Below are 22,201 nucleotides of genomic sequence, written 5' to 3'. Positions count from 1 at the left end.
GCGCGGGGGTCAGGCCTTCTTGACCCAGCGCCCCTCTTCCGACTGCTGCCAGTAGGTCAGCGCATGCCCCTCGCCCTTCAACTTCTTCCACTGCGTACGGGCATTGTCGAGCTGGACGGTATCGTAGCCGTCGAACATGAAGACGATCCGGTCATAGTCGGCGATCGGCGGCGGCTCGGCACCATCCACCAGAAAACGAACCGTCGCACCGTTGCCGTTTTCGGCAGCGGAGGTCAGCAGCACCGGTTGCGCTTCGGCCATCGGCGAGGCGTCGGTGCCATGCGGCAGAAAACTGTCCTCGCGGAAGGTCCAGAGATGCGCGTCGAGAAAATCCCGACGCACATCGCTGCTCATCTGCACCGCCACCTTCCAGCCGCGCTCGACGCTCTTTTCGAGCAGCGCTGGCAGCGCCTCCTCAAGCTTCGATTCGGTCAGGTGGTAGAACAGGACTTCAGTCATTAGCTCTCGTAATGCGCCCGCACGAGTTCGTCCAGCAGCCGGACGCCGTAGCCAGATCCCCAGGACTGGTTGATCTCGCTCGACGGGGAATTCATCGCGGTGCCGGCGATGTCGAGATGCGCCCAGGGCGTTTCGCCGACGAAGCGCTTCAGCAGTTGCGCTGCGGTGATCGACCCGGCGTTGCGGCCGCCGGTATTCTTCATGTCTGCGAATTTCGAATCGATCAGCTTGTCGTATTCCTTGCCGAGCGGCATGCGCCACAGGCGCTCGCCGGTGACCTCCCCGACGCCGGCCAACTGGCCGGCCAGCGTGTCGTCGTTGGAAAACAGGCCCGCCTGCAGATTGCCGAGCGCCACCAGGATCGCGCCGGTCAGGGTGGCGAGATTGATCATGAAACGCGGTTTGAAGCGATCGTTGCAATAGTGAAGCGCGTCGGCAAGCACCAGCCGGCCTTCCGCATCGGTGTTGATGATCTCGATCGTCTGGCCCGACATTGTGGTGACGATGTCGCCCGGCCGCTGGGCGTTGCCGTCGGGCATGTTCTCGACGAGGCCGAGAATGCCGATCGCGTTGACCTTGGCCTTGCGGGCGCCAAGCGTATGCATCAGGCCGATCACGGCAGCGGCGCCGCCCATGTCGCCCTTCATGTCTTCCATGCCGGCACCCGGCTTGATCGAAATGCCGCCGGTATCGAAAACGACGCCCTTGCCGATGAAGGCGACCGGAGCATCCTTCGGTTTGCCGCCCTTCCATTGCATGACGGCGAGCCGCGGCGGGCGGACCGAACCTTGCGCCACACCGAGCAGCGCACCCATGCCAAGCTTCTTCATCTCCTTCTCGGTGAGGATTTCCACCTCGACGCCGAGCTTCTCCAGTTCCTTAGCCTTGTCGGCGAATTCGACCGGCCCGAGCACGTTCGGCGGCAGGTTGACCAGTTCGCGGGCCAAAAGCACGCCGCCAGCGATCGCCTCGGATTCGGCAAAAGCCTTCTTGGCGGCCGCAGGCTCGGCGGTGACGATCGTTACCTTCACCGTCTTCGGCGCCTTTTCCTCGTCATCGCCCTTCTTCGTCTTGTAGGTGTCGAAACTGTAGGCCCGCAGCAGCATGCCGAGCGCGAAGCCGGCCAATTCGGCAGCGCCGACCGCAAGGCCGGGGACATCCGTAAAGATCGCCACCCTGGTCATCGACTTGACCGTGGAAGCGGCAATGCCACCCGCCTTCAGCCAGTCGTAGGCGGTCAGCGACTCGGCCTTGCCGAGGCCGAGCACGACCAGCCGGTCGGCGGGAGAGCCCTGAGGCGCGATAATGTCCAGCGTCGACATCGACTTGCCGGAAAACTTCGCGATCTCCGCCGCCCGGTTCACGATGCCGGCCGGATCGGCATCAGCAGCTCCCGCTGCCGGCCCGTTGCCGGCAAGCTTGAGCTGGATGGCAAGGCCGCCGTCGATCTTGACGGACTTGGCGAAGGAGATATCGAATTTCACGGACATTGCGACTCCAGGGGGCTTTCGAAAGAACGCGGCGATCATCGCCGTTTCGGCCGCGAGCGCAAGGGCGAGATGTCACAACCGCGTCAACCCGGTTGCGGGCCCCCTCTCCGACGCGTCAAAAAGCCTGATTTCGGGAGCGGACATTCCCTTCTATCGGCAGCCGGCCCCTGTTCAAATCCGACGCGTCTTGCTCTAGGGTCGCGCCGCCCGACGACCAACGGATCATTTCGCATGACATCGCCTTCCCCAACCGCCCCCGAATGGCTTGCCGCCATGCGACGATTCTTTGCCAGGCCGAAGGGCTGGTTTATCGCGCTGATGGCGCTCTGGTGGGTGCTGCTGGCGGTCTTCTACCTGGTACCCGAGATCGACCTTGCCGTGGCGCGCGCCTTCTTCGCCCAGGCCGCCTGTGGCGAGGCTATCGAACGAGGCCGGGTCTGCGGCAGTTTTCCCTATGGTACCGAAGCCCTGTTCGTCCTGATCCGGCGCGTTCTCTTCTACCTGCCGGCGCTGGTCGCGATCTATCTCCTCTACCGGCTGATCGCCAACCTGCAGCACCACGGCGAGACCTACAGCCCGCGCAAGACGCGGGATTATTCCATCGCCCTGGTTTCCTTCCTGATCGGCCCGTATGTGCTGGTCAATCTGATCCTGAAGCAGGTCTCCAACCGGCCCCGCCCCTACGAGACCGACTTTTTCGGCGGCAAGGACGTGTTCACGCCGGCCGGCGATTTCGGCGGCGCCTGCGTCGGCAACTGTTCCTTCATTTCCGGGGAGGCGGCAGGGGCCGGGTGGCTGGCCTGCCTCATCGTTTTGCTGCCGAAACCGCTGCGTCCGGTGCTCGGGCCGCCGCTGATCGCCATCTCGCTGATCTCGCCGGCGCTCAGGACCTCCTTCGGCGGCCATTACTTTTCGGACGTGACGCTCGGCTGGTTGTCGTCGCTGGTGGTCTATGCAGCGGTGGCTGCCTGTTTCGAAATGTCACAGCGAAGAAGAAAACGGAATTCGCAAACAAATTTGTGACGCAGCCCCTGTCGCAAAGCTGATCTCAATCGCTTAGATAGGCGCGACCGTCATCTCGGGGTAACCAGCTGTCACCATTCCCCGGGTGACGTTGTGCAAGGTATCTAGGCCGGAATGAAGCTTCTCGAAGTCTACATATTGCGCCGGATTTTTCAGATGTTCCTGGTGACGCTCCTGCCGGTGCTCACCATCATCTGGACCATCCAGGTGCTGGGACGCATCAACCTGGTCACCGATACCGGCCAGTCGATGGGCTCGTTCGCGACTCTTGCGACCTTCATCCTGCCGACCATCATCCCCGTCGTGCTGCCCTTCGCGCTCGTCATCGGTATCACCCAGACGCTGACGGCGATGAACAACGATTCGGAACTGCCGGTCATCGACGCGGCCGGCGCGTCGCGCAGTATCATTTACCGGCCGGTGCTGATGCTCGGGCTCGCGCTTAGTCTCTTCTCGTTCCTGGTGACGAATTTCGTGGAGCCACCGTCTCGCGTCGCGGCCCGCCAGATGGTCGCCGCCGCTTACGCCGACCTGCTCTCCTCGGTCATCGAGGAAAAGACCTTCCGCAGCATCGAGCCGGGACTCTACGTGCAGATCTCGGAGCGCCATTCCGGCCGGGTGCTCAAGGGCCTCTTCGTCGTCGATTATCGCGACCCGAATTTCGACCTCATCTATTACGCCCGCGAGGGATCGATCGACGAAAGCGGTACGTCGCTCACCATGCGTGACGGCGAAGTCCACCGCAAATCCGCCGACGGACGCATCTCGATCATCAAGTTCGTCTCCTACGCCTTCGATCTGTCGGCGATGACGAAGGCGGAAGGCGGTCTGCCGCAATATTCGACCGACCGCAGCCTCGCCTTCCTTCTGAACCCGGATCCGAACGATCCGGTCTACCAGAAATCGCCGGACGCCTATCGGTCGGAACTGCACAGGCGCTTGTCCGACTGGCTTTTCCCGATCACCTTCGCGCTGATCTCGCTGGTTATCGCCGGCAGCACCCGCTCGCACCGGCAGACCCGGGTCCATCCGATGGTGTTTGCGCTTTTCCTTGCTTTCGGCGTGCGCTGGCTCGGGTTCTCGGCCACCAACATGGTCGAACGCCATCCGCTCTACACCCCGCTCCCCTACGCCGTGCCTATCGTCTTCTCGCTGATTGCGATCTTCATGCTTGCCACCAACCGGCAGTTCTCGGCGCCGCGCTTCATCGCTCGCGGCATGTCGCGCCTGGCCGGCAGCGTGCAGCGGCGCATACCCGCCTCGCGGACTTCGGGCGGAGGTACGGCATGATCTTCACGACGCTCGGCCGATATTTCTTCCGTCGTTATATCATAACAGCACTCTGGTTCCTGCTCGGCGTGGGTGCCATCATCTTCCTCGCCGACTTCAGCGAGACCAGCCGTCGCATGTCGGGCTTCAGCGGCTACACTGTCTCGACCGGGCTGGCGATGACTGCCATGCGCGTGCCGCTCATCCTGCAGCAGACCATCCCGACGCTCAGCCTGTTTATCGGCATGACGGTGCTGATCGCACTCAACCGCCGCTATGAACTGGTGGTGACGCGTGCCGCCGGCATTTCCGTCTGGCAGTTCATCTCGCCCTTCGTCATCGGAGCGTTTCTGATCGGGCTCGCAACCTTGCTTGTGATCAATCCGCTCGCCGCCTGGGGCCAGCGCGAATCCGCTTCCATGGAGGCCAGCTGGCGTGAAGCGAGCAACCGCTCCCGGGCATCCACCTTCATTCCCTGGATCCGCCAGATCAGCGGCGACGACGATACGGTCATAGGCGCCAAGAGCTATCAGGAGAAGGGAACGCGGCTTATCGACGTGGTGGCTTTCCAGTTCGACAAGGACGGCCGCGTGATCATGCGGCAGGACGCCAAGACCGCAAAATTGGAAGATGGTTACTGGCTGCTTAATGACGTTTTGGAAAACCGTCCGGGCGAAATTCCGGTGCGTCACGAGACAGCACAGGTTCGCACCAAGTTGAAGCAGGAATATATCCAAGAGAGCCTGGCGCAGCCTGATACTGTTGCGTTTTTTGATCTTTCCAGAAAAATCGAGGTCAGCAAATCTTTCGGCATTCCCACAAAGGCGCTCGAGACGCAGTATCACTCGCTGCTCTCCCTGCCGATCCTGCTCGTGGCAATGACTCTCATTGCTGCAACAGTCTCATTAAAATTCAGTCGGTTCGCCCAGTCCCGCTCCGTGATTCTGGGTGGAATAGTTTCTGGCTTCGTGCTTTATGTCGTCACGGTGCTTGTGAAGGCATTCGGAAGCAGCGGGGCAATTCCTCCTTTCGTGGCGGTCTGGATTCCAGTGATCGTCGCGACGGCACTGGGGACGACAATTCTGCTTCATCAGGAGGATGGCTAGTGGCGGTAAGTAACCGCAAACATATAAGACGGCTCGCCGCCGCCCTGCTGACAGGTGTGTCTGTATGCGTATTTGGCGTATCCGCAACGGTTGTGCAGGCTCAGGGTCTGGTGCCTCAGGCAGCGGACGGCGCCAAGATGCTGTTGCGCGCCAATGAGCTCGTCTACAATCAGGACGCCGAGGTGGTCACCGCGACCGGTGGCGTGCAGATCTATTACAACCGCTACAAGATGGTGGCGCAGCGCGTTCAGTACGATCAGAAGAGCGGCCGCGTCATGGCGACCGGCAATATCGAGCTGATCGAGCCGGGCGGTAGCCGTGTCTATGCCGAGCAGATGGACGTCACCGACAGCTTCGGCGAGGGTTTCATCAACGCGCTCCGCGTCGAGACCACCGACAATACCCGCCTTGCCGCCGAGAGCGCCGAGCGCCAGCCTGGCGACCTGATGGTGCTCAACAATACCGTCTACACCGCCTGCCTTCCCTGCGCCCAGACGCCGGGCAAGGCTCCACTCTGGCAGGTCAAGGCGCAACGGGTGGTCCGCAATGGCCAGACCCATACGATTCGGCTTGAAAACGCCCAGTTCGAACTGTTCGGCTTGCCGATCGGTCGCCTGCCTTTTGCAATCGAGGTGCCGGACGAAACGGTCGAGCGCAAGTCGGGCCTTCTGTTCCCGCAGTACAGCGCAAGCGACAATCTCGGCTTCGGCGTGACGGTACCCTACTATCACGTGTTCTCGCCGAGCATGGATGCGACGCTCAGCCCCACCTATTATTCCAATCAGGGGCTGCTGCTTCAGGGCGAAATCCGCAACAAGTTCGAGACAGGCGAACATACGTTCCGCTTCGCCGGGATCCATCAGAACGATCCGGAAGCCTTCGATCCGAATACCAGCGACCGGGCTGCGGATAACCGCCTCATGGCCGCCTCCAAGGGCGAGTTCAAGATCAATCCGCGCTGGACGTTCGGCTGGAACGTCATGACCCAGAGCGACAACAATTTTTCGCGGACCTACAAGCTGACCGGCGTCGGTGGTGGCACGTTCACCAATGACATCTATCTCACCGGGTTGGGGACGCGGAACTATTTCGACCTGCACAACTATTATTTCAACATCCAGGACGACACCTATAGCAACACGGCCGAGCAGGAACAGGCGATCGTCTACCCCTCGCTCGACTATACCTACTACGCGCCGGAACCGATTCTCGGCGGCGAGCTTTCGGTTACCTCCAACATTACCAACCTGTCCCGTCGCGAAGACGACTGGTACAGGGAAGGCACGACCAATCGTTTCCCGGGTCTTGAAGGCAGCTACAGCCGCCTGACCGTGGAAGCCGAATGGAAGCGTACCTTCAACACACTCGACGGCCTGCTGCTGACGCCGATCCTCGCCGCCCGCGGCGACGGAATCCGCCATACCGGTTCCGGCACGCCGGGTCCCTATTTCGGCGATATGGAGTCTGAAGGCGCCAACGGCCGTTACATGCTGACTGCCGGTCTCGAGGCGCGTTATCCGATCCTGCTGACCACCGAAAACAGCAGCCATATCATCGAGCCTATCGCGCAGATCTTCGCGCGTCCCGACGAGCAGATGGCCGGCGGATTGCCGAACGAGGATGCCCAGAGCTTCGTCTTCGACGCCACCAGCCTTTTCGAACGCGACAAGTTCTCGGGCTTCGACCGTGTCGAAGGCGGCACGCGCGCCAATGTCGGCCTCCGTTATACCGGCACGTTCGCCAACGGCATCGGCGTGCGCAGCATTGTCGGCCAGTCCTACCAGATTGCCGGCCAGAACTCGTTCGCGACCGAGGACCTGGTTCAGGCGGGCGCCAATTCCGGGCTCGAAACGCGCCGGTCCGACTATGTCGCGATGGCGGCCGTCGATCTGCCGCTGGGCCTCACGGTCGGGGCAAACGCCCGCTTCGACGAGAAGACATTCGCGATCAAGCGCACCGATGCCTCGCTTTCCTACACGACGCCGCGGGTGAGCGGCTCGCTGGTCTACACGCAGGTCGATGCTCAGCCGGAATACGGTTCGGATGACGCGCAAGACGTGCTGAAGCATTCGATGAGCTTCCGGATCAACGAAAACTGGGCGCTTGCCGGCACGGCCACCTGGGATCTCGCGGACAAGGAACTGGTCCGGCGCGGCATCGGCATCAGCTATGCGGACGAGTGCACGATCTTTACGGTTGCCTATTCCGACAAGCCGTCGGACACGGCCGCCAACGACTGGACCGTCAGCGCCCGCCTGAGCTTCCGCACGCTCGGCGATATCAGCGTCGGCTCGACCGAAGGTTTCGATCAGGACTACCGCTACTGACGTAGCGGCTCGTCCGATCGGCTGAACGTCATCGTTTCGCCGCAAGAATTGTGCAAGCGGTCGCAAATAGAGTATGAAATGCGAGGCCGGTCGGGCTCAAGTGCCCACCGGGGCGGGAAAAGGGATTGGTATCATGTTCGCAATGACCGCAACGCGCAAGCTGGTGCTGGCCGCGGCCGCTTTGGCCGCCTCGGTCGTCATTCAGCCCGCCGCCCAGCAGGCGCAGGCCGCCAGCGAAGTTTCGGCCGTCGTCAACAGGACGGCGATCACCAGCACCGACGTCGGCCGACGCGTCGCCTTCCTTCGCCTTCAGCGCCAGAAGGCAGATGCCAAGGCGGCGCGTGAGGCGCTGGTGGATGAGGCGCTGAAGCGCCAGGAAATTTCCCGCGTGAAGATGTCGGTCAGCACCGAGGACGTCGACAAGGCCTTCGAGCGGTTTGCCGCCGGCAACAAGCTGAGCGCGGCGCAGATGAGCCAGATCCTCGACAAAGCCGGCGTCGGAGTCGAGCATTTCAAGAGCTACATCGCCGTGCAGATGAGCTGGCCGCGACTGGTCAACGCCCGCTACGGCGGTTCGCGCGGCCGCATGTCGAGCCAGGAACTCGTCACGCGCATGATGGAGAACAAGGAAAAGCCGGTCACGACCGAATATTTCCTGCAGCAGGTGATTTTTGTCGTGCCGCCGGCCAAGCGTAACGCCATTCTCGCCAAGCGCCAGAAGGAAGCCAACGCCGCGCGCTCCAAATTCCCGGGCTGCGAGCAATCGAAGGATTTCGCCGCGACCATGCTGGACGTGTCGATCCGAGACCTCGGCCGCGTCCTCGCCCCCGAGCTGCCGGCCGATTGGAAGCCGCTGATCGAGAAGACTAGCGATGGCGGCACGACCGGCACCCGTGTCACCGAACGCGGCGTCGAATTCCTGGCCATCTGCAAACAGCGCCAGGTGTCGGACGACCTCGCGGCGGAAGTCGTCTTCCGGGCCGAGGATCTCGGCAAGGCGAAGAAGGAAGGCGTCGACCCCAACGACAAGAAATATCTCGATGACCTGCGCAGCAAGGCCCAGATCGAGTATCGCTAAGAACATCGCTGATCTCGACACTTAAGTCATTTTCGGAGCCGTAATGCCTCTCGACCGTCCGCTTGCGTTGACCCAGGGCGATCCTGCCGGCATCGGCCCCGATATCACGCTTGTCGCCTGGGCCTCGCGCCAGGCATACGACCTGCCGCCTTTCCTCTTCCTCGGCGATCCGGCCGTGCTCAGGGCCCGCGCCGTGATGCTCGGCCTCGACGTGCCGATCCGCGAAGCGGATAGCGAAAGCGCGATGTCGATCTTTGGGGACGCCCTGCCCGTGCTGCCGATCCCGGCCGGCGCGGAAATCGCCGCCGGCGAGCCGCATGTGGCGACCGCCAAGGGGACCATCCAGGCGATCGAGACCGCCGTTTCGCTCTCGCTTGAAGGCAAGGCCGCCGGCACGGTCACCAATCCGATCGCCAAATCCATTCTCTACCAGGCCGGCTTCGGTTTTCCCGGTCACACGGAGTTCCTGGCCTCCCTCGCCGAGCGCGCCACTGGAAAGAAAGTCCTGCCGGTGATGATGCTGGCGGGGCCGAAACTCCGGGCCATCCCGGTCACCATCCATATCCCGATCAAGGACGTTCCGGCAGCCCTCAATGCGGACCTGATAGCCGAGACCTGCCGCATCGCCCATCACGATCTCAAGACCCGCTTCGGCATCGATAAACCCCGGCTTGCGGTTGCCGGCCTCAATCCGCATGCGGGCGAGGACGGCGCGATCGGCCGCGAGGACCAGGACATCATCCATCCGGCGATCTTCAAGCTGCGCGCCGAGGGCCTGCACGTCTTCGGGCCGCTGCCGGCCGACACGATGTTCCATGACGAGGCGCGTGCCCGTTATGATGTGGCGATCTGCATGTATCACGATCAGGCGCTGATCCCTGCCAAGGCGCTCGGTTTCGACACCTCCGTCAACGTCACGCTCGGCCTGCCCTTCATCCGCACCTCGCCGGACCATGGCACGGCATTCGGTATCGCAGGCCAGGGTGTGGCCCGCGAAACCAGCCTCGTCGAGGCGATCAAGCTGGCCGGCAATCTCGCTCTCACTTCGAAAGCCGCCTGATGGCCACTCTGGACGGCTTGCCGCCGCTGCGGGACGTGATCCAGCGTCACGGGCTCGACGCCAAGAAGGCGCTCGGCCAGAACTTTCTTCTCGACCTCAATCTCACCCAGAAGATCGCCCGCAGCGCCGGGCCCCTTCAGGATGCGACCGTCTTCGAGGTCGGCCCCGGACCCGGCGGCCTGACCCGAGCCATCCTGTCGCTCGGCGCCAAGAAGGTGATCGCCGTCGAGCGGGACAGCCGCTGCCTGCCGGCACTCGCCGAAATCGGCGAGCATTACCCCGGCCGGCTGGAGGTGATCGAAGGCGACGCGCTGAAGACCGACTTCGCGGCACTCGCGCCTGAAGGCCCGGTAAAGATCATCGCCAACCTGCCCTATAATGTCGGCACCCAGCTTCTCATCAACTGGCTGCTGCCCGCGCCGGACCGATGGCCGCCCTTCTGGGAGAGCCTGACGCTGATGTTCCAGAAGGAAGTCGGCCAAAGGATCGTCGCCGACGAGGACGACGACCATTACGGTCGCCTCGGCGTGCTCGCCGGCTGGCGCACCGATGCGCACATGGTCTTCGACGTGCCGCCGCAGGCGTTCTCGCCGCCGCCAAAGGTCACCTCGACGGTCGTGCACCTGACGCCCCGGACAAATCCCCTGCCCTGCGACGTCGCCAAACTCGAGCGCGTCACCCACGCCGCCTTCGGCCAGCGCCGCAAGATGCTGCGCCAGAGCGTCAAATCGCTCGGCGGCGAAGCGCTATTGGTGAAAGCCGGCATCGACCCGGCGAGGCGGGCGGAGACACTGTCGGTGGAAGAGTTTGTGCGACTGGCGAACTGTTTGTGAGCGGCGGCAGTAACTCCTTTGGCCCGAAGGAGACAGTCGTCGACTCCCCATCACCTTCATCTGGGGCGCTGGTGTGCGGCCTAGGCTCAGAGCGGTTGTCGCTGTCCTGCCCCCTGAACTGTAGTGTTGATAGGAAGACCGCTTGACTTCATGTTCGTAAAAGGACGAGATCTGAGTCTCAAAATTGCCGTCCACCACCAATGCAAGATATAGGGCAACAGTGATCTCTTGGTTGAGCGCGCAATTCAACGCCGTAAAAGGGTTGATGGTTGACGAGATAGTTTCAGAAATCGAGATCGAGTCATTAGTAGGGAAAGGACTTTGCTGGTGCCAGTTGAGGCGACGCAAGTCCTCGTCGGAAACGTACGTGGTGATCAAATCCAAGGGTGGAGATGCCACGGTATGGGTTCCGATTGAATTGAGTGAGGCGCGCAAGCTAGCGGCATACCTCGAGCGAATTACGGCTGACGCTGCACCCCTTGCAAAACCTCCGTCCTCTTTGTGACCGCTTAAGTAAGCTTCACCTTCCAGCCCCACATTTGGTGGGGGCGATGGCGAGAACCCGGATCGAATATTGGAGTTATGGTCCATTGGCTCTATGGAGGCCGAATGCCTAGGTACTACTTCCATGTCCGAGAGGGCGGTGTCCTCGGGAAAGATCCTAAGGGAACTAAGTTTGCCAACCTCGACGACGCCTACGATTATGCCGTCAAGGCCGCGCGGGAGGTAATTGCGGAGGTGGGTCTGGCCAACGACGTTATTGACGTGACCCGTTTCGAAATCACCGCCGAGGACGGGACTGTGCTTCGGGAGGTGCTGTTCCGATCCGCAGTTCAGCTCGAATAGTCCGCCCGGTTGTGACTGGGGTGGTGGGGCTGGTGATGGCGCAAGGTGACCGCCGTCATTGCTCACGTGGGCGGCGCAAGACCGTTAATTCCGGCAATGAACCGATGAAATTCGCAGCCGCGGGCAATCACCGGCCGGAGGTCGCCCCCCTAAAGCTCCGGCTCTTCCGTCAGCAACTCGCTCACGAAATCGAACAGGCCATGGCGGCGGTCGCGGCGGATGCGTTCGGCGTTGACGATGCAGCTGACATGCCCGAAAGCCTCGTCGAGATCGTCGTTGACGATGACGTAGTCGTATTCCCGCCAGTGCTCGATTTCGGCGCGCGAGTTCAGGAGCCTGGTGCGGATCACCTCTTCGCTGTCCTCGGCGCGGCGGTGCAGGCGCGACTGCAGTTCGGTCATGGTCGGCGGCAGCACGAAGATCGAGACGACGTCGGCGGCCATCTTTTCCTGCAGCTGGCGGGCGCCCTGCCAGTCGATGTCGAACAGCATGTCGCGGCCTTCGCTCATCGCCAGTTCCACCGGCTCGCGCGGGGTGCCGTAGAAATTGCCGTGCACTTCGGCCCATTCGAGCAGGTCGCCGGCGTCGCGCATCTTCTCGAACTGCGGCACGGTGATGAAATGATAATGCTTGTCGGCGATCTCGCTCGGCCGCTTGGCCCGGGTTGTGACGCTGATCGAGATTTCGAGGCTGCGATCGGCATCCAGGAGATTGCGGGCGATCGTCGACTTGCCGGCCCCCGACGGCGAGGAAAGAACCAGCATCAGTCCGCGCCGGGCGATCTTCACGGCCGGGGACGCTTTGCCCTGAGACGATGGGGCCGGGCTCATGTCTTACTCCAGATTCTGGACCTGTTCGCGGAACTGGTCGATGACGACTTTCAAATCGATGCCGGCGGAGGTGACCGCGGCCGAATTGGACTTCGAACAGATAGTATTCGATTCCCGGTTAAATTCCTGTGCAAGGAAATCGAGCCGGCGACCCACCGGGCCGCCCTTGTCGATAAGCTCGCCCGCGGCCGCCACATGCGCCTTCAGCCGGTCGATCTCTTCGCGCAGATCGGCCTTGGTGGCAAGCAGGGCCGCTTCCGCATGCAGCCGGTCGCGGTCGAGCGTCGGCGCCTCCTGGAGGAGCGCTGCGAGCTGGAAGGACAGCTTGCGGGCGATCTCTTCCGGTGTGCGGGAAGGGTCGGTTTCGACGACCTGGGCAAGTTCGGCGATACGGGCGACCTGGCCTTTGAGGACGGCTGCAAGCGCCGTGCCCTCACCCTCGCGCATCCGCTGCAGACGGCCGATCGCCTCGTCGAGGCTCGCGAGGATCGCAGTATCGCGGGCTGCGACCGTCTCCTCGTCCTCTTCCGCCTCGCGGATGTCGACCAGGCCACGAATGCCCATCAGCGTATCGAGCTTCAGCGGCGACGGATCGACGAGATCGCCGAGTTCGGCGCGCAACGCCATCACGGCTGCCAGCGCATCGCGGTTCAGCACCGCTTCCACCTTGGTCTCGGCAACGGTGAGGGTGAGGGTCGCCTGCAGATTGCCGCGCGAAAATTTTTCCGTGATCAGCCGGCGGACGTCCGGCTCCAGCCGTTCGAGACCCGGCGGCAGGCGCAGCCTTATATCGAGGCCCTTGCCGTTCACCGAGCGCAGTTCCCATGCATAACGGTTGCGCCCGCTCGTGCCTTCGCTGCGGGCAAAACCGGTCATGGACTGCAATGTCATCGGTGTCTCCAGATCATGCTTTCGGGAAGCGGTCAGTTGCTCTTCGGCGGCTTTTCCGCTTCGTCGCCGTCCGGCTGGCCATCCACCACTTCCGGGTTGGCGGCGCGCTCGGACTCCATTCTACGCCAACGACGGACGTTGGCATTGTGTTCCTCGAGCGTCGCGGCGAACACATGCCCGCCGGTGCCGTCGGCCACGAAATAGAGGTCCTTGGTCCGCCAGGGATTGGCTACGGCTTCGAGGGCGGCCCGGCCGGGGTTGGAGATCGGCGTCGGCGGCAGACCCTTGATCTGGTAGGTGTTATAGGGCGTCTGCTTGGCGAGGTCCGACTTGAAGATCGGCCGGTCTGAGGGTTTTCCCTCGCCGCCGAAGATGCCGTAGACGATCGTCGGGTCCGATTGCAGGCGCATGCCGCGCTGCAGCCGGTTGATGAAGACGGAGGCCACATGGGCGCGCTCGTCTTCCTTGCCGGTCTCCTTCTCGACGATCGAGGCGAGCACGACGAACTCTTCCTTGGTCTTGATCGGCAGGTCCGGGTCGCGACGCTCCCAGATTTGGTCGACCATCTTCTGCTGCGCAACCCGCATCTGCTGGATGATGTCGGCGCGCTTGCTGCCGCGCGAGAACTTGTAGGTATCGGGCCTCAAGCTTCCCTCGGTCGGCAGTTCTGACGGCAGGTCGCCTTCGAGCACCGCATCCTCGGCGAGGCGCAGCATCATCTGGCGCACCGTCAGGCCCTCCGGCATGACGACCGAATAGAGGATCGACTTGCCCGATTCCAGGATGCCCATGATGTCCTTCATGGAGGCCCGCGCCTTGATTTCGTATTCGCCCGCCTTCAGTGTCTCGCCCTTGCGCAGGTAGGTCGCCGTCACGTAGCGGAAGATGCGTGCGTCGGAGATGATGCCGTTGCGTTCGAGATTGGTGGCGATTTCCGCAAGCCCGTTGCCGGGGCGGACCATGAAATGGGTGTTGGCTTCGAGCGGGCCCGGCTGCTGGAAGGCCGAGATCATGTAGTAGAAGCCGGCAACACCGATCACGCAGAGAACGACGACCATGGTCATCAGGAAATTCAGGAAGATGACGACCTGGCTGCGTGCCTTCTTGGAACGACGGGGCGGTTCCGGAACGCGTTCAGGCTTCAAGGCCTCGTTCGGCGATTTCGGAATAATCGGCCCTCTGCCATTGCCGGGCGGCAATTCACTGACATGATTCGTATCGTTCAACCGCGCCCCCCGGGGTTAACGCCCCCCTACAGACTCAAAGACTTTAGACCTGCTTTTGGCCAACCAATACGGCGAAAAACAGGTCCAGAAGATGATACGAGCCGAGCCGCGAGTCCAGCCGGCATATGTTTCAGGGTTCGAAACAGTCCCCCCGAAATATCAAGCCCTAAAGATCAGGCGTCGTAGCGGCGCAGCACGAGAGATGCGTTGGTGCCGCCGAAACCAAAGGAGTTCGACAGCGCGACGTTGATCTCGCGCTTGCGCGCCTTGTGAGGCACGAGGTCGATCGCCGTCTCGACATCGGGATTGTCGAGGTTGAGCGTCGGCGGCGCGATGTTGTCGCGAATGGCGAGCGCCGAGAAGATCGCCTCGACCGCACCGGCAGCACCGAGAAGATGGCCGATCGCCGACTTGGTCGACGACATGGAGATCTTCGACGCGGCGTTGCCGACCAGACGCTCGACCGCACCGAGCTCGATCGTGTCGGCCATGGTCGAGGTGCCGTGGGCGTTGATGTAGTCGACGTCCGACGCCGAAATACCCGCACGCTTCAGCGCCGCGGTCATGCAGCGAAACGCACCGTCGCCGTCTTCCGAAGGCGCGGTGATGTGGAAGGCGTCGCCGGACATGCCGTAGCCGACCACTTCCGCATAGATCTTGGCGCCGCGGGCCTTGGCATGTTCCAGCTCTTCCAGAACCACGATGCCGGCGCCCTCGCCCATGACGAAACCATCGCGATCTCGGTCATAGGGGCGCGAGGCCTTCTGCGGATCGTCGTTGTGCTGGGTCGAAAGCGCCTTGCAGGCGGCGAAGCCGGCCAGCGAAATGCGGCAGATCGGCGATTCCGCGCCGCCGGCGACCATCACCTCGGCGTCGCCGAAGGCGATCATCCGGGCCGCGTCGCCGATCGCGTGGGCGCCGGTGGAACAGGCCGTGACGACCGCGTGGTTCGGACCGCGCAACTTGTGGCGGATCGACACCTGGCCGGAGACCAGGTTGATCAGCCGGCCGGGAATGAAGAAGGGCGAGATGCGGCGCGGACCCTTGTCGCGCAGCGTATAGCCTGCCTCGACAATGCCTTCGAGACCGCCGATGCCCGAGCCGATCAGCACGCCGGTGGCGATCTGGTCCTCGTCGGTCTTCGGATGCCAGCCGGCATCCTCGAGCGCCATTTCGGCAGCGGCCACGCCGTAGATGATGAAGGGATCGACCTTGCGCTGTTCCTTCGGCTCCATCCACTGGTCCACGTTGAACGTGCCATCGGAACCGTCGCCGACAGGAATGCGGCAGGCGATCTTTGCGGGAAGGTCTTCGACCTCGAATTCAGTGACGACGCGGGCGGAGTTCTGGCCGGCCAGCAAGCGCGACCAGCTGACTTCCGTTCCGCATCCGAGAGGAGATACCATGCCGGTACCGGTGATAACGACCCGTCTCATCGCCAGTGCCCTACCCTATAATTTTTTCTCGATTTTCAGGGCCCAAGCCCCAATTGCTGAAACGGCCCGAACAAGCGGGCCGTTTTCGGGACCTGCCTCGCGGCGTCATCCCCACTATGTCGGGTTGATCAGGCCTGGGCCTTCTCGATGAACTTCACAGCGTCGCCGACGGTCAGGATGGAATCGGCAGCGTCGTCAGGGATCTCAACGCCGAATTCTTCCTCGAAAGCCATGACCAGTTCGACGGTGTCGAGCGAGTCCGCACCGAGATCGTCGATGAAGCTTGCGCCTTCGACAACTTTGTCGGCGTCGACGCCGAGGTGGTCAATAACAATTTTCTTAACGCGTTCTGCGATATCGCTCATGTCGGTTTCCTCGACCTTTGTCTTTATCGAATGCCCGATCGGCATCCGCACCCTGTTAAAAACCTGCGACCGCCGCTTGTTCAGCGCCGATGCGGGCAAACCCGTTCTCCCCTTTTCAGGTTCCGATCCTATTGCACTCACGCAATATGACGGCCTGCATTTCAGGGTGACCATTCACAGTCATGGCCCGCTTAACATGGTTTCCGTGTTCAGCAAAGCCAGAATTTGTTCCATTGCACAGCCGCCAACAACCGATTGTAACGTGTTTTCCTGAAGGCGGCACTCAATCAGATCATCGCCATGCCGCCGTTGACATGCAGGGTCTGGCCGGTGACATAGCCAGCCTCGCTGGAGGCGAGATAGAGGACCGCGGACGCGATGTCCGATCCGGCGCCCATGCGCTTCATCGGAATGGCGCCGAGGATCGCCTCTTTCTGCTTGTCGTTGAGCTTGCCGGTCATCGCGCTGTCGATGAAGCCCGGCGCGACGCAGTTGACCGTCACGTTGCGGGTAGCGATCTCCGCCGCCAGCGATTTGGAAAAACCGATCATGCCGGCCTTGGAGGCGCAGTAGTTGGTCTGGCCAGGATTGCCGGTGACGCCGACCACGGAGGTGATATTGATGATGCGGCCGTAACGGCGGCGCATCATCGGATGGGTGAGTTCGCGGGTCAGGCGGAAAACTGCCGTCAGATTGACTTCCAGAACCGCATCCCAGTCCTCGTCGCTCATGCGCACGAACAGGCCGTCCTTGGTGATGCCGGCATTGTTGACGAGGATGTCAACGCCTTCGAGCTCGGCCTCGGCCTTTTCGCCGAGCGCCTTCACTTCGGCGCGGTCCGAGAGGTTGGCCGGAAAGACCTTGACCCGGTCACCGAGTTCGGAGGCGAGCGCCTCGAGCTTCTCGACGCGCGTGCCGTGCAGGCCGACTGTGGCGCCCCGGCTATGCAGCATCCGGGCGATCTCTTCGCCGAGCCCGCCGGTTGCGCCCGTCACCAATGCCTTGCGGCCGGTCAAATCAAACATGATCGTGTTCCTTTTTTAGAGTGAGTAGTGGTTAGTGAGCCGTGGGCAGCAAGAAACTGAACTACTCACTACACACCATTCACTACTCACTGATCAAATCATCCGAGAATGACTGTGAGCGCGGCTTCGATATCGGCCGGCGTGTTGACGGCAATGCCGGAGATATTCTTGTCGATGCGGCGGGCAAGGCCGGTCAGCACTTTTCCCGAGCCGATCTCGTAAAGGGTCGTCACGCCGTTGGCGCCGAACCATTCCACCGTCTCGCGCCAACGGACCTGGCCGGTGACCTGGGTGACCAGCAGCTTGGCAATCTCGTCGGCATCATAGACCGGCACGGCGCGCACATTGGCGATAACCGGCACGACCGGGTTGTTCTTCGCCACCTTGTCGAGCGCGTGGCGCATGGCGTCGGCCGCCGGCGCCATCAGGTCGCTGTGGAAGGGTGCGGAGACAGGCAGCATAATGGCCCGCTTGGCGCCCTTTTCGGTCGCCAGCGCCGCTGCCTTTTCGACCGCTGCCTTGGAGCCCGAGATGACAAGCTGGCCGCCGCCATTGTCGTTGGCGATCTGGCAGATGCCGGCCTCGCGTGCTTCGGCGCAGATCGCGTCGACATCGCCGTGCTCAAGGCCGATGATCGCCGCCATGGCGCCCTGCCCGACAGGCACCGCCGACTGCATGGCATCGCCACGGATGCGCAGCAGGCGTGCCGTATCGGCGAGCGAGAAGGTGCCGGCGGCGCAAAGAGCAGAGTATTCGCCGAGCGAATGGCCGGCGACGAAGGCGACCTTGTCGGCGAGCTTCAGGCCGCGCGCTTCCATCACCCGGATCGCGGCGACCGAGACGGCCATCAGCGCCGGCTGCGCATTGGCGGTCAGCGTCAGCGTTTCTTCCGGGCCGTTCCACATGATGTCGGAGAGCTTCTGGCCGAGCGCCTCGTCGACTTCATCGAAGACGGCGCGGGCTTCGGGAAAAGCCTCCGCCAAATCCTTGCCCATGCCGACAGCCTGGCTGCCCTGGCCGGGGAACGTGAATGCGATGCTCGTTGAAGTGCCGTCTGTTGTGGCCATGGGATGATTTCCTTCCCTTATGTTTTGCCCTCTCCATTCACATTCCGGCCCGGAGAGTCAAGGGCGGCGCGGTTTTCGGGGCCTTTTCCGGCCCGTTGTCCCCTTGCGCTTCGTCAAATCGCGCTTAGAGTGCCGCCGACTTTTTGAGGACGGGATCTGTCGGCATGAAATACAAGAAACTTGGGCGCACGAATCTCTCCGTGTCGGAAATCTGCCTCGGCACGATGACCTGGGGCACCCAGAATTCGGAAGCCGAAGCCCATGAACAGATGGACTACGCGTTCGAGAACGGCATCAACTTCTTCGACACCGCCGAACTCTATCCGACCACGCCGGCCGGCCCCGCCACCTATGGCCGTACCGAGGAATATATCGGCACCTGGCTGAAGAAGAATGCGGCCAAGCGCAAGGACCTCGTCCTCGCCACGAAGATCGCCGGCGGCGGTCGTCCGCATATCCGCGACGGACGCGACATCGAATCCGCCACCATCCGCCAGGCCGTGGACGCCAGCCTGACCCGCCTCCAGACCGATTATCTCGACCTCTACCAGATCCACTGGCCGAACCGCGGCACCTTCCATTTCCGCAATTCCTGGACTTTCGACGTCACGCAGCAGGACCGCGACAAGGCCGCCGCCGAAATCGCCGAAGTCCTCGAAACGCTCGGCGATCTGGCGAAGGAAGGCAAGCTGCGCGCTGTCGGCCTGTCCAACGAAAGCGCCTGGGGCGCGATGAAATACCTGCGCCTGTCGGAGAAAAAGGCCCTGCCGCGCATCGCCTCGCTGCAGAACGAATACAATCTCCTCTACCGGCATTTCGATCTCGACCTCGCCGAGGTCGCCCATCACGAGGATGTCGGGCTGATGGCCTATTCGCCGCTCGCCGCCGGCCTCCTCACCGGCAAGTACCAGAACGGCGCAAGGCCGGAAGGATCTCGGGCGACGATCAACACGGATCTCGGCGGCCGCCTGACACCGTACCAGGAGCCGCCCGTAAAGGCCTATCTCGAGGTCGCCGAAAAGCACGGCCTCGACCTCGCCCAGATGGCGCTCGCCTTCTGCCTGTCACGCCCCTTCATGACGTCGATCATCATCGGCGCAACATCGATGGCCCAGCTGAAACACGACATGGCGGCTGCGGACGTCACGCTGTCGGACGAGGTGCTCGCGGACATCGCAAGGGTCCATCGACAGTGGCCGATGCCGCTGTAGGACTGGGGCGCGCAGTCATGTCACGAGCCGGAACGACATCGGCAGGCCATGAAGCAAGCGCCGCTTCCTGGCTCGACCGGCATCCCCGCGAAATTGCAATCCAGGGGCGTCGAAATAGTACATTTCGCAACCTGGATTGAGACTTTCTTAACGCACCTCCCACACTTTCGATCGCAATCTTACAGGCGATCATATTCGCGGATTTCGGTCGCCTCCTGCCATTCTCGATTTGGAAGAACGAGCATGCTCAGCGCCATATCGTCTTTGAGCGCCACCTATCACGGCCGCTCCGCGTTGCAGCTTCTGCAGGTATCGGTTGACCGTACCGGCACCGCCGGCAGCATCGAGAGGATATCCGCCGGGCTTTCGCCGCTGATGAACGGGACCGCCAATGCCGCGATCGACATCCTGATCCGGATCGCGCTGGACGCTAAGGGCAATAGCGACATCTCGATCGAAGCGAAGGATGGAGCGGTGACGGCCAAGGCCGGCAGCGGCGACGACACGATCAAAATCAGCGCCGGAGCCGCGATCGGCGTGTATGGCGGCTCCGGCAACGACACGATCGACATCGCAGCAACCGGCATGAAATCGATCCTCGGCTCGTTCAACGTCGCCGCAGACAATGTAGAGGGTGGCGAGGGCGACGACAGCATCCATATCGACGGCCATGGGGTCGTGATGCGGATCGACGGCGACGCGGGCAACGATCTCATCGAGATCGGCAGCACCGGCGGCAACGGATCGTCGAGCTTTGTCGACTATGGCATTAACATCGTCAGCGGCGGCGCAGGCAACGATACGATCAAGCTTGAAAGCGCCTCGAATGTCAGCGGAATCTACGGCGACACGGGCGACGACATCATCGACATCAAGGCCAACGGGAGGGCTGACGGGATCCATGGCGGTGACGGCAACGACACGATCACCGCGCAGGCGAAGAGCGTCTCGCTTCTCGACGGAGGTGATGGTAACGACACGATCGTCGTCAACGCCTCGTATGTGAGCAACATCGACGGGGGTGACGGCGACGATACGATCATCGCCACGACGGACGGCCTCCTCAGAAATATTTCGGGCGGCAGGGGCGATGACCATGTCGTACTCGACAACAAGAGCCGGAATGAAGCCAGCTACTATTTCAGTGCCGGCGACGGGCGCGATGTGGTTGTCACCAATGGCCCGCTCGAAATCAACGGCTTCAGCGAAGATAGCACCCGGCGGCTCGACATGAGCAGGGCCAGCATCACCGTGGACGGCGACACCGTGACGATCGGCTTTGCCGGGACGACTGACAGCATCACCGTGAAGCTGACCGGCCGGATGGCCGATGCGGGCAACATCCACCTCGTCTACAAGCCGGAAACCCAGTCGCTGCTGATCGCCGATGACCGGTATATTGCGGAGAATTATCCGCCCCAGATGGTCTTCAACGCGCCCGAAGGTAGTCACGTAGGCTCCTTCCAGCGGTAAGGCTTTTTCCGCAGGCGCAGGCCGGGCGGCATGACATGGCAACGAATCCTTCGAACTTGATCGAGAGATGCCGTGCAACCGCGAAAACAGCCGCTTTTTCTTTACCAAGCGCTTACCGCGCAAAGCGGTGCCGCTGTCTCGCTACCCTGCTCTGCTGTAAGCTGTTCTCAATCAATGTCCGGCATGATGGCGGCATGTGAAAGACGGGACCTGCGGCCTCTGGGCTGCATGCCGGAGGACAGAGCCATCACCAGCATTACCAACGCCTTCTACCGGAACTCCAATGCAGCGAGCTATGCATCGCTGCTGTTTTCCGGTCCGTCCGTTTCGGCAGGCCAGTCGTCCGGCAGCGCCCAGGGCATCGGCCCGGCCAGTGCGGGCGGCATCGAGCCCGACACGCAGGGGCCGGCGCAGCGGGCACTGGCTCGGATCGTCGAGATCTTGGCGCTCGGCAAGGGCGACGACTCGTCCGAGGTGAGCGTCAGCGAAAGCCTCGGCTACATTACCCACGCTTCCGGCAGCGAAGGCGACGACAGCCTGACGATGACCGGCCGCGCCGTCTACGATGTCGAGAGCGGCGCCGGCGATGATACGCTGATGGTCAAGACCGCTTCGCTCTCCGGCCTATATGCCGGCGACGGGGCCGACAAGGTCCAGGCGAAGGCCGACCTGCTGCGCGGTATCGATGGCGGCGCCGGCAAGGACGACATCCAGCTTGCAGGAAAGCTGGCGATGGACGTGTCGGGCGGCGGCGATGCCGACAGCATCCGGATCTCGGCCGAGACGATGACCGGCATCGATGGTGGCGATGGCGACGATATCCTCTATCTCGAAGGACGCCGTATTTTTGCGTCCGGCGGCGCCGGCAACGACACGGTGACCATCCACCAGACCGGCAAACCGGCCGGCAAGGGCGTCGTCGAATACACGTTCGGCAAGAATGGCGGCCAGGACACGATCGCCACCGACGGCCCCATCTCGCTGCGGTTCGACGGTTATTTCGAGAAGGATGTCAGCATTTCGATCAAGGACAATGTGCTGACCGCCTCTTTCGAGAGCTCGGACGACAAGATCACAGTGACGCTCGACGAGAAGGCGCTGAAGGGCGGCGTCTTGTCCTATGGCTTCGCTTTCGAAAATGGACAGACCGTCCTCAAGATCGGCTGATCCAACCTTCCAAGCAAAA

The 22,201-nt window shown here is 62.3% G+C and carries 21 protein-coding genes; 12 read left to right on the top strand and 9 right to left on the bottom strand.

What is annotated here, in order from left to right; translation table 11 throughout:
• Positions 1-9: 9 nt before the first annotated feature.
• Complete coding sequence (locus C5J22_RS04040) at positions 10-459, bottom strand: DNA polymerase III subunit chi (protein ID WP_105437300.1); 450 nt, start codon at positions 457-459, stop codon at positions 10-12.
• The gene (locus C5J22_RS04035) at positions 459-1,949 is read right to left on the bottom strand and encodes a leucyl aminopeptidase (protein ID WP_105437299.1); all 1,491 of its coding nucleotides are present in this window, start codon (positions 1,947-1,949) and stop codon (positions 459-461) included. The genes C5J22_RS04040 and C5J22_RS04035 overlap by 1 nt, the downstream gene beginning before the upstream one ends.
• Before the next feature lie 231 nt (positions 1,950-2,180).
• Here C5J22_RS04035 and C5J22_RS04030 point away from each other — a divergent pair, with 231 nt between their 5' ends.
• The 8 genes from C5J22_RS04030 to C5J22_RS03995 all read left to right on the top strand — a co-directional run bounded on the left by C5J22_RS04030 (position 2,181) and on the right by C5J22_RS03995 (position 11,491).
• Positions 2,181-2,972 carry a phosphatase PAP2 family protein gene (locus C5J22_RS04030; protein WP_105437298.1) on the top strand — a complete coding sequence of 264 codons (792 nt, stop codon included), beginning with the start codon at positions 2,181-2,183 and terminating at the stop codon, positions 2,970-2,972.
• 114 nt (positions 2,973-3,086) lie between these two features.
• A complete protein-coding gene (lptF, locus tag C5J22_RS04025; protein ID WP_105402923.1) occupies positions 3,087-4,262 on the top strand; it encodes an LPS export ABC transporter permease LptF in 1,176 nt (391 codons plus the stop codon).
• Positions 4,259-5,347: an LPS export ABC transporter permease LptG gene (gene lptG / locus C5J22_RS04020; RefSeq protein ID WP_105437297.1), complete on the top strand. Its 1,089-nt coding sequence runs from the start codon at positions 4,259-4,261 to the stop codon at positions 5,345-5,347. The genes lptF and lptG overlap by 4 nt, the downstream gene beginning before the upstream one ends.
• Positions 5,347-7,674, top strand: coding sequence for an LPS-assembly protein LptD (locus C5J22_RS04015; protein ID WP_105437296.1), 2,328 nt, complete (start codon positions 5,347-5,349; stop codon positions 7,672-7,674). The genes lptG and C5J22_RS04015 overlap by 1 nt, the downstream gene beginning before the upstream one ends.
• A gap of 133 nt (positions 7,675-7,807) precedes the next feature.
• Complete coding sequence (locus C5J22_RS04010) at positions 7,808-8,752, top strand: molecular chaperone SurA (RefSeq protein ID WP_105437295.1); 945 nt, start codon at positions 7,808-7,810, stop codon at positions 8,750-8,752.
• A gap of 43 nt (positions 8,753-8,795) precedes the next feature.
• Positions 8,796-9,812, top strand: a complete 1,017-nt coding sequence (gene pdxA / locus C5J22_RS04005; protein WP_105437294.1) for a 4-hydroxythreonine-4-phosphate dehydrogenase PdxA — start codon at positions 8,796-8,798, stop codon at positions 9,810-9,812.
• Positions 9,812-10,645, top strand: a complete 834-nt coding sequence (gene rsmA, locus C5J22_RS04000) for a 16S rRNA (adenine(1518)-N(6)/adenine(1519)-N(6))-dimethyltransferase RsmA (RefSeq protein ID WP_105437293.1) — start codon at positions 9,812-9,814, stop codon at positions 10,643-10,645. The genes pdxA and rsmA overlap by 1 nt, the downstream gene beginning before the upstream one ends.
• Before the next feature lie 609 nt (positions 10,646-11,254).
• The gene (locus C5J22_RS03995; RefSeq protein ID WP_105437292.1) at positions 11,255-11,491 is read left to right on the top strand and encodes a hypothetical protein; all 237 of its coding nucleotides are present in this window, start codon (positions 11,255-11,257) and stop codon (positions 11,489-11,491) included.
• Positions 11,492-11,640: 149 nt separating this feature from the next.
• On the opposite strand, the gene gmk is transcribed toward C5J22_RS03995, so the two are convergent.
• From gmk to C5J22_RS03970, 5 genes are all read right to left on the bottom strand, one after another.
• The gene (gene gmk, locus C5J22_RS03990) at positions 11,641-12,321 is read right to left on the bottom strand and encodes a guanylate kinase (protein WP_046636472.1); all 681 of its coding nucleotides are present in this window, start codon (positions 12,319-12,321) and stop codon (positions 11,641-11,643) included.
• Between the two features lie 3 nt (positions 12,322-12,324).
• Positions 12,325-13,212, bottom strand: a complete 888-nt coding sequence (locus C5J22_RS03985; RefSeq protein WP_105437291.1) for a YicC/YloC family endoribonuclease — start codon at positions 13,210-13,212, stop codon at positions 12,325-12,327.
• Positions 13,213-13,244: 32 nt separating this feature from the next.
• The gene (mltG, locus tag C5J22_RS03980) at positions 13,245-14,438 is read right to left on the bottom strand and encodes an endolytic transglycosylase MltG (protein ID WP_105437290.1); all 1,194 of its coding nucleotides are present in this window, start codon (positions 14,436-14,438) and stop codon (positions 13,245-13,247) included.
• Between the two features lie 173 nt (positions 14,439-14,611).
• On the bottom strand, positions 14,612-15,874 hold the full coding sequence (fabF, locus tag C5J22_RS03975; protein WP_105437289.1) for a beta-ketoacyl-ACP synthase II: 1,263 nt from the start codon (positions 15,872-15,874) through the stop codon (positions 14,612-14,614).
• A 128-nt stretch (positions 15,875-16,002) separates the two neighbouring features.
• Entirely contained in the window at positions 16,003-16,239 is a 237-nt protein-coding gene (locus C5J22_RS03970) for an acyl carrier protein (RefSeq protein WP_003502080.1), read from the bottom strand.
• On the opposite strand from C5J22_RS03970, the gene C5J22_RS31015 reads away from it, so the two are divergent.
• Positions 16,238-16,513, top strand: a complete 276-nt coding sequence (locus tag C5J22_RS31015) for a hypothetical protein (protein ID WP_172724109.1) — start codon at positions 16,238-16,240, stop codon at positions 16,511-16,513. The genes C5J22_RS03970 and C5J22_RS31015 overlap by 2 nt on opposite strands.
• 13 nt (positions 16,514-16,526) lie before the next feature.
• Here the strand turns inward: C5J22_RS31015 and fabG are convergent, their stop codons facing one another.
• Positions 16,527-17,264, bottom strand: coding sequence for a 3-oxoacyl-[acyl-carrier-protein] reductase (fabG, locus tag C5J22_RS03965; RefSeq protein WP_105437288.1), 738 nt, complete (start codon positions 17,262-17,264; stop codon positions 16,527-16,529).
• A 98-nt stretch (positions 17,265-17,362) separates the two neighbouring features.
• Complete coding sequence (gene fabD, locus C5J22_RS03960; protein ID WP_105437287.1) at positions 17,363-18,331, bottom strand: ACP S-malonyltransferase; 969 nt, start codon at positions 18,329-18,331, stop codon at positions 17,363-17,365.
• A 164-nt stretch (positions 18,332-18,495) separates the two neighbouring features.
• On the opposite strand from fabD, the gene C5J22_RS03955 reads away from it, so the two are divergent.
• The 3 genes from C5J22_RS03955 to C5J22_RS03945 all read left to right on the top strand — a co-directional run bounded on the left by C5J22_RS03955 (position 18,496) and on the right by C5J22_RS03945 (position 22,182).
• Positions 18,496-19,542, top strand: coding sequence for an aldo/keto reductase (locus tag C5J22_RS03955; RefSeq protein ID WP_105437286.1), 1,047 nt, complete (start codon positions 18,496-18,498; stop codon positions 19,540-19,542).
• A 243-nt stretch (positions 19,543-19,785) separates the two neighbouring features.
• Positions 19,786-21,015, top strand: coding sequence for a calcium-binding protein (locus C5J22_RS03950; RefSeq protein WP_105437285.1), 1,230 nt, complete (start codon positions 19,786-19,788; stop codon positions 21,013-21,015).
• 228 nt (positions 21,016-21,243) lie between these two features.
• Positions 21,244-22,182, top strand: coding sequence for an RTX toxin (locus C5J22_RS03945; protein ID WP_245440291.1), 939 nt, complete (start codon positions 21,244-21,246; stop codon positions 22,180-22,182).
• Positions 22,183-22,201 lie beyond the last annotated feature (19 nt).

Origin of the sequence: Neorhizobium sp. T25_13, assembly GCF_002968675.1 — a bacterium.
In the GTDB taxonomy this organism is placed as follows: Bacteria; Pseudomonadota; Alphaproteobacteria; order Rhizobiales; family Rhizobiaceae; genus Neorhizobium; species Neorhizobium tomejilense.
The sequence above is the reverse complement of the archived record's forward strand: the minus strand, read 5'-3'. Positions and strand labels throughout refer to the sequence as shown.